This is a genomic window from Crenothrix polyspora (assembly GCF_900163755.1).
Lineage (GTDB): Bacteria > Pseudomonadota > Gammaproteobacteria > Methylococcales > Methylomonadaceae > Crenothrix > Crenothrix polyspora.
This window is the reverse complement of the sequence record NZ_FUKI01000105.1, coordinates 30,133-43,850: the sequence shown is the minus strand read 5'-3', so window position 1 is coordinate 43,850 and position 13,718 is coordinate 30,133. Positions and strand designations below refer to the sequence as shown.

Annotated in this window: 10 protein-coding genes; 9 read left to right on the top strand and 1 reads right to left on the bottom strand. The window is 44.8% G+C overall.

Annotated features, from left to right (window positions below; genetic code table 11):
- Positions 1 to 371 precede the first annotated feature (371 nt).
- From CRENPOLYSF2_RS08165 to CRENPOLYSF2_RS08125, 9 genes are all read left to right on the top strand, one after another.
- The gene (locus CRENPOLYSF2_RS08165; RefSeq protein ID WP_087143462.1) at positions 372 to 1,280 is read left to right on the top strand and encodes a HEAT repeat domain-containing protein; all 909 of its coding nucleotides are present in this window, start codon (positions 372 to 374) and stop codon (positions 1,278 to 1,280) included.
- Positions 1,281 to 1,446: 166 nt separating this feature from the next.
- Positions 1,447 to 1,896: a hypothetical protein gene (locus CRENPOLYSF2_RS08160; RefSeq protein ID WP_087143461.1), complete on the top strand. Its 450-nt coding sequence runs from the start codon at positions 1,447 to 1,449 to the stop codon at positions 1,894 to 1,896.
- A 93-nt stretch (positions 1,897 to 1,989) separates the two neighbouring features.
- Complete coding sequence (locus tag CRENPOLYSF2_RS08155; RefSeq protein ID WP_087143460.1) at positions 1,990 to 2,433, top strand: hypothetical protein; 444 nt, start codon at positions 1,990 to 1,992, stop codon at positions 2,431 to 2,433.
- 148 nt (positions 2,434 to 2,581) lie between these two features.
- Positions 2,582 to 3,082 (top strand): TlpA family protein disulfide reductase, encoded by a 501-nt coding sequence (locus CRENPOLYSF2_RS08150; protein WP_087143459.1) that lies wholly within the window; start codon positions 2,582 to 2,584, stop codon positions 3,080 to 3,082.
- 53 nt (positions 3,083 to 3,135) lie between these two features.
- The gene (locus CRENPOLYSF2_RS08145) at positions 3,136 to 3,354 is read left to right on the top strand and encodes a DUF4266 domain-containing protein (RefSeq protein WP_245807947.1); all 219 of its coding nucleotides are present in this window, start codon (positions 3,136 to 3,138) and stop codon (positions 3,352 to 3,354) included.
- Positions 3,314 to 5,950 (top strand): DUF3570 domain-containing protein, encoded by a 2,637-nt coding sequence (locus CRENPOLYSF2_RS08140; protein WP_245807946.1) that lies wholly within the window; start codon positions 3,314 to 3,316, stop codon positions 5,948 to 5,950. The genes CRENPOLYSF2_RS08145 and CRENPOLYSF2_RS08140 overlap by 41 nt, the downstream gene beginning before the upstream one ends.
- Positions 5,951 to 6,039: 89 nt before the next feature.
- A complete protein-coding gene (locus CRENPOLYSF2_RS08135; RefSeq protein ID WP_245807945.1) occupies positions 6,040 to 8,532 on the top strand; it encodes a DUF3570 domain-containing protein in 2,493 nt (830 codons plus the stop codon).
- A gap of 22 nt (positions 8,533 to 8,554) precedes the next feature.
- Positions 8,555 to 9,451 (top strand): FAD:protein FMN transferase, encoded by an 897-nt coding sequence (locus tag CRENPOLYSF2_RS08130; protein WP_087143457.1) that lies wholly within the window; start codon positions 8,555 to 8,557, stop codon positions 9,449 to 9,451.
- A gap of 294 nt (positions 9,452 to 9,745) precedes the next feature.
- Entirely contained in the window at positions 9,746 to 11,299 is a 1,554-nt protein-coding gene (locus tag CRENPOLYSF2_RS08125; RefSeq protein WP_087143456.1) for a fused MFS/spermidine synthase, read from the top strand.
- 71 nt (positions 11,300 to 11,370) lie between these two features.
- Here CRENPOLYSF2_RS08125 and CRENPOLYSF2_RS08120 read toward each other — a convergent pair whose 3' ends face one another.
- On the bottom strand, positions 11,371 to 12,522 hold the full coding sequence (locus CRENPOLYSF2_RS08120; protein WP_087143455.1) for a Kelch repeat-containing protein: 1,152 nt from the start codon (positions 12,520 to 12,522) through the stop codon (positions 11,371 to 11,373).
- Positions 12,523 to 13,718 lie beyond the last annotated feature (1,196 nt).

The window sequence follows — 13,718 nt, the reverse complement described above, 5'->3', positions numbered from 1 at the left end:
CTTGCTCAAGTTATTTCGTGCGCGTTCCTTAACTATTTTGTTATTGCACTCAGAGGTAGCAATATTTTTATTAAACTATGTTATTTAACGTATTTTTTATGTGGCATATAACCTGTTTTTTATATTTATATATAATTTCAATTAGTTACATAATCTATTTTTTCGTATTTCTTCATAAATCCAGTAAACAACCGGATGATTTACGGTTTTTTATCTTAAAATCACAGTATAAAATGTATAAAACCACTTTTACCGACACAAAAAGCCTTCACAACATTCAAGAAAAAATATCAACATATTAAGTACTTATGAAATATTTTTATAAAATCACTCTATTTCGATTATGGCACAATTAATGCTTGTTAAAAAATATGTTATTTAAAAATAATCAGCCTGCTTTATTGACAAAAATCAGCCCACCTACTAAGACGTTAGTTAAGCTGGGTTTGGCGTGTGTGTTGTACATAACATCTAGCGTGGTATTTGCTAGTGATGCAAGTGTCAACTTAACCATCTCCACAGAAACAACAACAGCATTGCAATTAGAAGCCAGACAAGCACCTTTAGCACAGGTGCTTGATAAAATAACCAAAACCACCGGTGTGCCCATTCATTATTCAGTGTTGCCCGAAGGCCGTGTTACCGCAACGTGCGTAGGGGCAACCTTAAGACATATTTTGGAATGTGTACTTAACCACAAAGCCGACTTGATCTTCCGTTACCCACATAACACGGTGTGGCATACACCTAAAAACACCCTGGAAGAAGTTTGGGTGTTAGGTGCAAAATTTGAGGCTATCTCGCCGTCGGTAAGCTCCGCAGACTGCGAAACAACAGTATTAAATCAACAAGATCAATTACAGGCGCTGCGCAAACAACAAAACCATGTAGAAGCTGAAGAGGCGGCACAAACCACTGCCATGCTTAAAATGACACAATCGAAAGATCCTGCTGAACGCGCCCAAGGTATCGGGGGATTATTAGCCGAAAAACCCGGTGATCCTGCTATTAGAGCAACCTTAGAAGCCGCGTTATCTGACAGCAATCCTGATGTGCGAGCACAAGCCATCTCTAGTTTTGCCCATCGCAACGAAGAAGGCACCGAAGCTGCTTTACAAACCGCTATGCACGATGACGCTGTTGAAGTACGCATCATGGCGGTGGACAGTGCAGGCAATAATACCGCTTTATTACAACAGGCACTGCACGATAAAGATGAAAACGTGCGTTCTTTAGCCGCATTAAAATTGGAAACCCTAAGCACGGAAAAAGCACAGTAATCATTTAGCCAGCGAATATAAAAGCTTCTCCGTTGGCTTTTTGGAATAACGGAAATCAAAGAAACAAACGAAAATAACAATTTTCGTTTGTTTATGCCGATGGCTTTAGGATAAAAACCTGGGTATTTTTTAATTTAGCGTTAATTTTAACGTAATGAGAAACAACATGAAAAAATTAGTATTACAGCGCATTATTAGCACAACAGCGCTTTTGGCAGCCATGAGTTTTACTGGCCTTGCTTCAGCGCACACTGTTCCTGGTTCACTGGGCATAAAAGCGAGCGCAGTTGATGTCTTTACAACAACATGCTCAAAAAATGCCGCTGGTGCAACAGGCAAATTTTTGACTAAAGTTAAAGGTGTTACCAAAAAAGGCCCTTTAGTCAGTGTTAAAGTGATTAAAGGCAAGTTAGCGTCTAACACAACCGATAAAATAAACGGTGATGCGGTATACAGCCCAGATGGCATTATTAAAGCCGGTGGCGAAGGCGCTTATACCGTTTCAGTATCTAAAACGGGTGCAGGTATGATGAACTATGTACTCGAAACTCATTGTCAAACCGCAAAAGCTACGCACAGCGGCCAAACCGAACCAAAGCAAACGCAAAATCAATAAGCTTTAATTTATTACACCAGTGACAGTACTGTTGTGGTGCTGTCACTGGATTTTTAGTATGAATGCTGATTTTTTAACGTAAGGAGAAGCAACATGAAAAAGTTAACTTTACAAAACACTATCACCACTGCTGCACTTTTAGCAGCGCTAAATTATGCTGACATGGCTTTAGCACATACCATTCCTGATTCACTTGGTGCTGCTGCGGGTGCAGTTGATGCTTTTCAAACTACTTGCAAACCCAATGCTGCGGGTAAAACCGCGCAACTGGTCACTCGTGTAAAAGCGGCAAAAAAAACACCGCTGGTGAGTGTACAAGCTTTTAAAGGCAAGGTGGCCTCTCACAGCACAGATGCTGTCGGTGGCAATGCCGCTTATAGCCCATTGGCAAAAACCATTGCAGGCGATGGCGTTTATACCGTTTTAGTCGATAAAAGTGGCGCTGGCGCTATTAATTACGTACTCGATGTACATTGCCAAACCCTAACAGGGGCACATACCGAACAACCTGAGCCTACACAGCTACAAAATAACTGAGCATTAGATATGATAAAAACAACAGCACGGTTTTAGCGCTGTTGTTGTGGGTTGGTTTAGCGTGATTTAATCGGTATCATGGTGCAAAATCGCTACCCCAATCCCGTTTGGCATTGGTAATATTGACATAACACTAAGAAGGCAAGTAATGATTGCACGGATATTAACAAGATTTGGCATTTTTTTAACGCTAACAGCAGCCTTCACAGTGTATGCCGAAGACATCAATAAACCATTACCTGCGTGTGTGTTAAGCACATTAAACGGCGGCCAAACTTACGACTTACAGCAATTTAAAGGTAAAGTGGTGTATGTAGACTTTTGGGCTTCTTGGTGTGGATCGTGTGCTAAATCGTTTCCGTATCTAAATGTATTAAATGACACTTATAAGGATAAGGGCTTGCAGATTATTGGCATTAATGTCGATGAAAATGTCGACGACGCAAAAGCCTTTATCGAAAGCCATCCGGCACAATTTAGCGTAGCAGCAGATGCGAGCAAACAGTGTGCAACGGGCTTTGGCGTTGAGGCTATGCCATCTACTTTTCTAATTGATAAAAAAGGCATTATTCGTTACGTACATTTGGGCTTTCGTGCCGGTGAAACCCAAGACCTTGAAGACAAAGTCGCGCAATTATTAGCAGAGTAATAAAGCCAGTACCTGCTGTTCCGTAACGTTAACCGCTAAGGAAACCTATGAAAATGAGACACCATCTGCCCGTGTTATTATTGTGTATTAGCTGTTTTGGTATACTGGGCTGCACCAGCGTACAACCCTGGGAACGCGGCAACTTAGCCAAGCCACACATGGCCTTGGATGCAAGCGTTTTGCACAGCAGTTTGAGTCAACATAATTATAATAGCCGCGAAGGCGCGGCAGGTGGAAATAGTGCGGAAGGCGGTGGATGTGGCTGTTACTAGGCTAAGTATTACAAAAACAAAATCAGTAAGATCAACCAGTGCATCGTTACAGGCTTTAACCGCTGCCGCCTTAGCATTACCTGGGTTAATAGCACCCCCTGTTTTTGCCGCCGATGAAGAAGTTAGCTTTCAATACAGCCATTATCAGGAAGGTAAGCGGCAGTTATTTGATTCCAAAAGCACACTTAACCCAATTGAAGTAGACAGCTTACAAGGCAGTGCCAAAATCAAGTTGGCGGATCGCATTCGGTTTGCGTTTAATTACACCCAAGATACCTGGTCGGGTGCAACGCCCATTACCACGGCACCGCTCGCGCGAAATGGCAATCGATGGAAAGGCGAGACTATTAATACCGGCGCGTCGCCTTTGATACAGGCGACACCCGGTGTTTTTGATAAAAATTTTAATCCACTTAAAACCGATAATCCAGGTGACCCCAGCGCTAACGTGATAGGTAAAGATACCCGTTTGGCACACACCCTATCCTATGCGTCACCAGAAACACGTAAGCAAGGTGACTTTAAGCTCAGCTACGACTTTGACAATGCAGCGTTAGATATTGGTGGCGGCATTTCTATCGAAAATGATTATGAGTCGCGCTTTGGCAATCTGGCCGGACGCTGGGATTTTAACAAAAAACACACCAGTGTCAGTGCTGGGGTTAGTTATACCAACAGCCATACTCAAGCGCTGCTAGATCACGCAGCTTATGATTACTACCATTACAAACCCTTCCCCTTTAAAGATCAAATTCAAAACACTAGCGACGGTGGTCATACACTAAGCGGCGACCGTGAAGATTGGGCGACGCATGTAGGTTTAACGCAAATTATCAATAAACATGCACTGATCAATATAGGCTTAGGCTATACCTACAGCAGCGGCTTTATGGAAAACCCCTATAAGGCAGTTACTTTTATATTTGTCGATCCTAACTCAGACAATCAGCATCGCCTTGATAAAAATCTTAATGGTAATTACGCGGCATTGTTTGAGCAACGCCCCAACGAACGCAATCAATGGACACCCAGTTTAAGCTACGTGCAACATATTGCACCGCTGGACGCAGCATTGCATGTAGATTACCGGTTTTCCTCTGATGATTGGGGTATTAACGCCCATACCTTTGAGCTAACCTGGGGGCAACCATTGGGTGACGGCTGGACGATTACCCCTAAATTCCGCTATTACTCGCAAAGTGCAGCGGATTTTTACCAGCCGGTATTTTTGTCTAAACAAGGTTTACCTGGCTCTCATGCTTTAGGCGCAGATGGCCTTGATACCGCCAAAAAATACAATGCGTTAAACCCACGCAGCTTGCCCAGCAATTATTCCAGCGATCAACGCTTATCCGGTTATGGCGCACTCAGCGGTGGCGTTACACTCAGCAAGCAATTTGCTAAAGGGGTTAATTTTGAAGTCGGCTTTGAATATTATAGCCATGCCGGTGCATTAAAATTAGACGGTGGCGGTGAAGGTGCTTATGCCGACTTTAATTACTATATGGCCAATGCCGGTATGAAAGTGAATCTGGATAGCCTTGCCACATCACTCGGCGAATCAAATCATCACGCAAAACACCACCAACACACGACACACCAACATGCAGCGCCCGCTGGGGTTATGTTTGATCATGTCCTGCATAACGCCGGTGATGTCATGGTAGGCTATCGGTATATGTACAGCGATCAATCAGGCAATATATTACACGGTAACAGTATTGCTAAAGATTCGGCTATTATTCAGCACGGCTGCGCCAATAACACTTGTAGCAGCGCACCAAGTTATATGACCATGCACATGCACATGCTTGACCTCATGTTTGCACCTAGCGATTGGCTTACCTTAATGCTCATGCCGCAGTTTGTCGATATGAACATGAGCACCCGCGAACTTAACGGCGCACCAGAAGATCCTAATGCCCACAGCCATTCGGGAGGCCATAACACAGGTGGGGTCGGTGATACCGGCCTGTACGCGATTAGCAACTTGTTCAACAAACAAGGGCATCAGATTAACCTCAGCTTAGGCATCAGTGCGCCCACCGGCGATGTCGGTATAAAACTGCGCGATACCCACGGTTTAGGGGGCTTGTTCATCCATTACGGTATGCAGCTAGGCAGCGGTACTTGGGACTTTAAACCCGCACTCACCTACACGGGCGCGTTAAATAACTGGTCATGGGGCGCACAAGCCAGCGGTACTAAACGTCTGGAAAGCAAGAATGCGTCTGGTTTTGCTTTTGGCGATATATTTCAGGCAACGGCCTGGAGTGGTTATAACCTAACCCCTTGGCTATCGGCATCGGTGCGCGGTGTTTACACGGTACAGGGCAAAGTTAAAGGAGAATTTAATAACGCGCACTTTGGTGATAGCGCGGAAGAGCGACCTTGGGGCGGCTCTCAAGATTATACCGGCAATTATGGCGGACGCTTCTGGGATGTCGGTTTTGGCTTAAGTGCAGTAGTACCCAATGGTGATTTACAAGGTAATCGCTTGAGTTTTGAATGGTTGCAACCAGTAGAGGATGATGTTAATGGCTACCAAGTAGAGCGCGATGGCGCACTATCGGCCAGCTGGAACTATATGTTCTAATGCCGTGCCGACACTTTATGCCGGTTGGCAAAACGCTTCTCAAACGACAGCTTAACAAGCGCTCCGCAAATTTGTCGCTGCACGCCCTAATGGCCGCTGCGTTACTGTTGCCTGGCCTTATTGCACTCCCCGCGTATGCGGGCGATGATGAAGTCAGCTTTCAATACGGCCACTATCAAGAAGGCAAGCGCCAGCTGTTTAACGCCAAAAGTCAGTTTAACCCCATTGAAGTCGACACCTTGCAAGGTAATGCCAACATTAAACTGTCTGAGCGCATTAAATTCGCGTTTAATTACACCCAAGATACGTGGTCGGGCGCTACGCCCATTACCACAGCACCGGTGGTACGCCAAGGTAACCGCCTGCGTGTTGATAACGATATTCACTCTGGCGCATCACCGTTAATTGGTGCAAGCGCTGGCATTTTTGATAAACACTTTAACCCCGTTAGCCTCAGTGATCCCGCCAATCCTGATTCCACAGTCATCGGTAGCGATACACGTCTGGTGCATACCCTGTCTTATGCCTCGCCAGAAACCCGCAAGCAAAGTGATTTTAAAATCAGTTACGATTGGGACACCGCCGCTGTGCATATTGGCGGCGGCCTTTCTATTGAAAATGATTACGAATCGCGTTTTGGCAATGTCGGTGGCCGCTGGGATTTTAATCAAAAACTAACCAGCGTCAGTGCCAGCGTCAGCTATACCAACAGCCATACCCAGGCGTTATTGGATCATGATGCGCAGACCTATTACAGCAGCAACAATTCCCAGCTGGATAAGCTGATTCACAGCGATGTGGATGCTAATGTGTTGATTGCCAATAAAACAGACTGGTCAACCCACCTGGGCTTAACCCAGATTATTAATAAAAATGCGCTGGTCAATTTCAATGTGGGCTACACCTACAGCAGCGGCTTTATGGAAAACCCTTATAAGGCCGTCACCTTTGCATTTGTTGATCCTAGCGCCGTGCGCCCTGATGGCAATTACAATGGCACGTATGCGGTATTGCGTGAGCAACGACCGGATGAGCGCAATCAATGGACAGAAAATCTGCGTTACGTACAGCACATCGACGGCCTAGATGCCGCTGTGCATGTTGATTACCGGTTTTTTCATGACGACTGGGGTATTAACGCACACACCTTCGATGTCGATTGGGTGCAGCCACTCAGTAACGGCTGGACAATAACGCCTAAATTCAGGTATTACTCGCAAAGTGCAGCGGATTTTTATCAGCCCTTATTTTTAACCCAGCAGCGCTTACCCGACAATGGCAGGCTAGATGCCAGCACGTTGCCCAGCAATTATGCCAGCGATCACCGCTTATCCGCCTATGGCACACTCAGCGGCGGCATAACCCTCAGCAAACAATTTGCCAAAGGCGTTAATTTTGAAGTCGGCTTTGAATATTACAGCCATGCCGGTGCGTTAAAATTGGGCGGTGGCGGCGAAGGCAGTTATGCCGACTTTAATTACTATGTCGCCAATGCAGCTATGAAAGTTAATTTGGATGCGCTGGCCAGTACGCACAGCGAACACAGTCATCACACAGGACACAGCACACATGGCGCTCATGCGCCTGCCGGTATTATGTTTGACCATATTCTGCACAAGGCCGGTGATGTCATGGTCGGCTATCGCTATATGTACGCGAATCAGGCCGGTGCTAGCTTGCACGGCGACAGTGTCGCCCGTGATTTGGACATCGCCAGTTTGGGCTGCAAAAATCACCCGTGCGCCAGTACACCCACCTATATGACCATGCACATGCACATGCTTGATCTTATGGTTGCACCGACCGATTGGCTGACACTCATGTTAATGCCGCAGTTTGTTGATATGTCAATGAACATGCGCGAAGTTACCGGTGCTGATGAAGACCCTAATCCGCATCAACACAGCGGTGGTCACAGTACCGGTGGTATAGGCGATACCGGACTTTATGCCATTGGCAAACTCTTCGCTAGCAAAGGCCATCGTATCAACCTGAGCTTAGGCATCAGTGTACCTACCGGCGATGTGGGTATAAAACTCAGAGACGCGCATAAACTGGGTGATGTATTTATTCATTACGGTATGCAGCTGGGCAGTGGTACCTGGGATTTCAAACCGGCATTAACCTATACCGGAGAAGCCGACAAGTGGTCGTGGGGTGCTCAACTCAGTGGTACTAAACGTTTAGCCAGCAAAAATACCTCTGGCTTTGCTTTCGGTGATTTATTTCAGGCCACAGCCTGGGGCGGTTATCAGCTGAACAGCTGGCTAGCAGCGTCTTTGCGCGGTGTTTATAGCGTACAAGGTACCGTTAAAGGCGAATTTAATGGCGCACATCTTGGCGATGGCGGCGAAAGCTTTGATGGCACGCCACGTTCCTGGGGCGGCACAGAAGATGCGACCGCTAACTACGGTGGCCGTTTTTGGGATGTCGGTTTTGGCGTAAGCGCCAGCGTACCCAGTGGCGATTTACAAGGCAATCGCCTGAGTTTTGAGTGGTTACAGCCGGTACATGACGATGTGAATGGCTACCAAGTAGAGCGCGATGGCGCACTATCGGCAAACTGGAGTTATATGTTCTGATGTTACTACTGGCGATAGGGTAATGATATTTTACCAGCGTACTTTTAATGCAATGGGTTCACCCTGTGAGATACAGCTGTTTGCTGTAACGCACAGCCACGCAGAACACGTTGCCAGCGTGGCTATTGCCGATATAGAGCGTTTAGAGCAACGCTATTCACGTTATCGCGCCGACAGTTTTTTAAGTGAGATTAACCGTGTTGCAGCGGTGGGTGGTTCAATTAGCGTTGATGAAGAAACCGCAGGCTTGCTCAATTATGCCAGCGCCTGTTATCAGCAAAGCGATGGTTTATTCGATATTAGCTCCGGTATTTTACGCAAAGCCTGGCGCTTTAATACCCAGCAATTACCCAACGCCCAAGAGATTGAAGCCTTACTGATTAAAGTCGGTTGGCATAAGCTGAGCTGGCAAGCGCCCGTATTAAACTTCCCGCTCGCCGGTATGGAAATTGATTTTGGCGGCGTAGTCAAAGAATACGCTGTGGATCGTGTCGCCAGTTTGTGTTGGGCTGCCGGTGTACACCACGGCGTAATCAATTTAGGCGGTGATATTAAAATCATTGGCCCGCGTGCTGACGGAGAGCCGTGGCGGGTGGGCATTCGCCATCCACGCGACAAAGACGCAGTAATGCACACCCTCGCCTTGCGTAAAGGTGGCTTGGCCAGCAGTGGCGATTACGAACGCTGTATTGAAATCAAGGGCATACGTTACGGCCATGTGCTCAACCCTAAAACCGGCTGGCCGGTACGCCATTTGGCATCGGTTAGCGTAGTCGGCGATTTTTGTGTGGTGGCAGGCAGCGCTTCCACTATCGCCATGCTTAAAGAAGAACAAGGCCCTGCATGGCTAAAAAGCCTGGGTTTACCGTATCTGTGGGTGGATGTACACGGTAATACGGGTGGGTCATTGCGCTGTTAAACACATTATCTGAATAAGCACTTACATTTTTTGTAATTATTCAGTCCCCCGCTTTGAAAAAGAGAGGTTAGGGAAAATTTTTTAAATAAATCCCCCTCAATCCCCCTTTTTCAAAGGGGGAAGTAAACACATACAGCGTTTTCAACTTAGGACAGTTACAGCCACCGTTCGTGCTGAGCTTGTCGAAGCATGAACGGCACACTTCGACAAGCTCAGTGCGAATGGTTACATTGTAACTATTGAACTGTGAAAACGCTGCACCATTTTTTCACTCTCAATCACTAGTCTAATAATATGAACGATACCCCACCAAAAACCATCAGTCGCGCTATCATTTTTTTCATTGTCTTTATCACCGGCGCGTCGGTAATGGTCATAGAACTACTGGGGACGCGGTTGATTGCACCGTTTTACGGTGCCAGTCTTTACGTGTGGTCAGCACTTATTTCTGTCACCATGATTGCTTTGGCAATGGGTTATTACATCGGTGGTTACTGGGCAGATCGAGCTAAACGTGTGGGTTTATCGCTTATTATTGCCCTGGCTGCGATTTTGACACTGTTAATTCCCTGGTTTACGCGCCCCGTATTGCTGGCAACCGATTCTTTAGGCTTGCGTTTAGGTGCGTTTGTCAGTGCGCTGGCCTTATTTTGGCCGAGTTTGACTTTTTTAGGCATGGTCAGTCCGTTTGCCATTAAATTATCCACGGCTAGGCTGGATGGTGTGGGTTCAAGTTCGGGTTCAATCTATGCCGTCAGCACATTGGGTAGCGTGGTTGGCACCTTGGTACTGAGCTTTTTTCTGTTCCCGATGGTCGGTTCACGGCAGATATTAATCGGTGTTGGTGTGGTCTTGTTGATTTTAGCGGTACTGATCGCGCTGTATGAGAAAAAAGTTTTAACCAGCTCAGCGTCTATGCTGCCCAGTATTGGTTTGTTAGTGATTGGCTTATGCTTGCTGCCTAAAGTGGTTGGCGCAGGACATGCCTACCGTGGCGGCGATAGCTTTACAATCCAATCCGAGCAAGAAAGCCTGTACGGCTGGGTACGGGTGATTGATCAGCCTGCGAAAAATTTCCGCTTGTTAACCTCAGATGCGTCAACTATTGGCGCGGCCAGTCTGCGCACCGGCCAAACGCTGCTAACGTATCAAGATATTGTCGGTTTAATTCCGGCGATAAAACCTGATATGAAACGTGCGTTGATTGTCGGTTTAGGTGCCGGCCACATGGCCAAGGTATTGCACGACCAATACGGCATCGAAACGGATACCTTGGAGATTGACCCTGCGGTATCACAAGCCGCCAGCGATTATTTTGGCTTTAAAGCCACCGGCAAAGCCATTATTGGCGATGCGCGTTATGAAATAAGACGCTTACAAGGCAAATACGATTTAATCATTCACGATTGCTTTACTGGCGGCACTGAACCCGCGCATTTGTTAACCGTAGAAGTATTAGAGCAGTTACGTAGCCTGCTGACTGACCAAGGTATTTTAGCCGTCAATTTTGTCGCATTTTCCAGTAAAGACAAAAATATGGCTTTAGCATCGGTCAGTAAAACCATTGCTCAAGTGTTTCCACAGCAAACAGTGTTTGTCTCTGAGCCGGGCAAAGATTTTAACGATTTTATCTTTTTGGCCAGCCAAAACGCTATTAATCTAGCGCCAAAAAGCTTGAACAGTGAACAAATAGCTTGGTTAACACATCGGGTATTTAAGCTGGACAATGCGCAAGGCATTGTCTTAACTGACGACTTTAATCCCATTGAATCGTTGCAAACCAAAAAATCTGAATATTACCGGCGCTTTGTGGTTGACTGGTTGGGAGCAGATTTGTTGGTGCGCTAATGTAACTGACTGGCATTGTGTTTAGACAACAAAAGGAAGCCAGATAAAACCGGAATGGGTATGTAATTGTATTAAGGGAGCGTGGCTAAATTAGGCTTGAACGAATCAAAACGACGTGGTTCATCAGAGCCGCCAGCGATGTAAAGCTTATCGGCTACTACAGCCCCTGTCATACGGTATCCGTGCAATAGTGGCATAGGTGTTTGATAGCTTACTTTTTTGCTCACCGGATCAAAAATACACGTTGCGCTACCAGTGGTAGCAATAATCTTTCCTTTGAGCGGGTTTGCGCTAACCCATGATAAATCCTCTGGGCTATGATGAGACATTGACAGCTGTGCATTATAAGCATTCCAAACCTCCCATTTATCGGTTTTAGGGTTATAGATACTGATACCATAACTCCTCGCTCCGCCATGAAAGTTGTTAGACATATAATAGCGACCACCAAAAATATAAATTTTGTCATTTAAAACCGTCGCAGCGGCGCTGAAATGGCTATCGGGCATATCGGCTTTTTTGCTAAAGGCTAATTTCGACGGGTCAAATAGCCAAATTGTTGACTGTTGGTTTTGAAGTGCTGCACCCACCTCGAAATACCCCCCAAAAAAATAAATTTTATTGTTATAGACCACGGCTTGGCTGGAGTCACGTAGATCAGGTATAAACGGAATATTTAATTTTGAGATTGAACTATCAGCAAGATTATATTTCCACACTTCTGGTGTTGAGGTATCCGTTAAAAAATGATCCGTCTTTAATTTAAAAATATAGATATTCCCTGCAACCAAGGCGGCACGTACCTGACTAAAAGGGTTGTCATTGATTTCGTCAATATCATTGTATTCCCAGGTTTTGTTTCGCGTATCGTAAATATCAATATTCATGGTATTTACGATATAGAGTTTATTGCCGTTAACCACTGATGCCGCTGAATTAAAACTATGGGGTAATCTTTCTTCCGACCTCCAACCATAACCGGTATCAATTACATAAGATTGCGTTTCCCACGTATTGGTTTTGGCATTCCAGCGCAAATTAAACGTGTAATCGTATGTCGCTGAATGGACATGCTTTAATATCAAGGTATTTTTGCTGACCGATACCTCAGCATCTTTGGCGTTAATGGCCATAGCATTAACCTTCAAAGAAGGCAACAATAGTAGTGCATAAATCAGCGTATACATGTAACGCTTATGACTTGTTATTTTTAGGTGCTTCATTTTTATTCCCTTTAAAAAATATCTGCTTTAAAATGATCGGGTGGGCAACGCTTTTCTACCCACTATTACGCATGCGAAATCACCCTACAATTCAACTACCTTAAGGGTAATTACCCTGAGGTGCATTCTCATAAAATGCAGCAATTTTCAATTTTCATAACAGAACATCAAGATGGGTAGTGAATTGCGGCGAGTACGATAAATGACGACCCATTTAAGCTGGGATACGATTTGTAGGTTGGGGTTCCTATCGTCGCCCCAACCTACGCCAATAACAGTACACTTTGTCCCGCCTTAATTGGATAGCCCAATAAATTAAATATGCGTGGATAGCTTTTTCTACCCATGCATTTTTTAAAAATTTTAAGAAAATTTTGCTCGATGTCTTGACCCCTATTAGAAAATCGTGCGTCGTCAAATTTTCTTAAAAAATGTTAAAATATTTCTGAGTTATTATTTATCAATACATTTCTATGCCAAAAAATCATTAAAATGCATACACCGCTACTGACATTTAGATCACCCAACCTATAAGTGTCTGCTTATTTTACATAACAACCAAAGTCTACTATAAGAGAAAGTCATTAATACTATAAAAACCAAGATCGATTTTCATGGTCGCCTCTCAATAGCACCTAGCGATTCAAGATCAGTCAGTTAAAAACACAAGCCTACTGAAAATATATTTTTTAAAGCATTATTGATGATGAATATGCACAAATTTCTGCCAAAAAAATACGTATACTAAATTGATTTTTATGTAGATAAGACCGTCAAAACATAATATCCATTCAATAAAATATTCTGTTATCGCGATATAACATCAACTAGATCACTTATACCCCATAAAATGTCATTATTTTTTACATAGCATGGCGATAAAGAAGCTACCCGCGTTAATAAATACAATACAAAACAACAGGCTAAATAAATGGCATATTAATTGCTTATTTTATGTGTGGCATGTAACATGACTTACGTGTTATCTGCTTAACATTAAGGAGTCCACCTAATGACCACCAGCAAGATGCTTGCTATGACAGTGTTTGCCTCAGGATTGATGATAAACACGCCATCTTATGCAAGCATAATTAACATTGATAATTTTACTAGTTACCCCAATTCAGTCGCAGACACAACAGCGAACGACGGCGCTGTATCTGTTATAAATACAGCACGCACAATTAGCCACAACT